The sequence below is a fragment of the Vibrio sp. 1978 genome, from assembly GCF_033344345.1.
On the sequence record NZ_JAWPOP010001070.1, the window covers coordinates 1 to 508 of the forward strand.

Consider the following 508-nt stretch of genomic DNA (forward strand, 5'->3'; position numbering starts at 1 on the left):
CGATGGCGGAAACAGTAATCTGTCGCCAACAGTGTCCTTCTCTTCTCCAACGAACAACGCGCAAATTCCTGAAGGCAGCGCCATTACTCTGTTAGCCGATGCGTCCGACGAGGACGGACAGGTCACACAAGTGGAGTTTTTAGCGGGTGACCAAACCGTTGCTATCGTCACCCAAGCGCCATTTGAGGCATCTTGGACTGCAGCCCAAGGCGTTTCTCAACTCACCGCGATTGCGACAGACAATGAAGGCGCAGTAACCTCCACAACGATTGCTATCGTCGTTCAGCCTCAAGTAGAGCTGCCGCCACCTAGCATTACTCTCACTAGTCCAACAGGTACGGAAACACTGAGTGTGGGGGATAACCTAACCGTCACTGCTCAAGCTGATGACTTTGATGGCGTAGTTACTCAAGTTGAATTCTTTGTTAACAACCAATCCGTCGCCATTGATACCAGTGCACCTTACGAATACCAATGGACAGCAAGTGTTGGTACGTACTCATTTAAA

1 protein-coding gene is annotated in these 508 nt (G+C 50.2%); it reads left to right on the forward strand.

Annotation, left to right across the window (positions count from 1 at the left end):
• Nucleotides 1-508: Ig-like domain-containing protein (locus R8N49_RS30705; protein WP_318190897.1), on the forward strand; the 508-nt coding region annotated here is incomplete at both ends.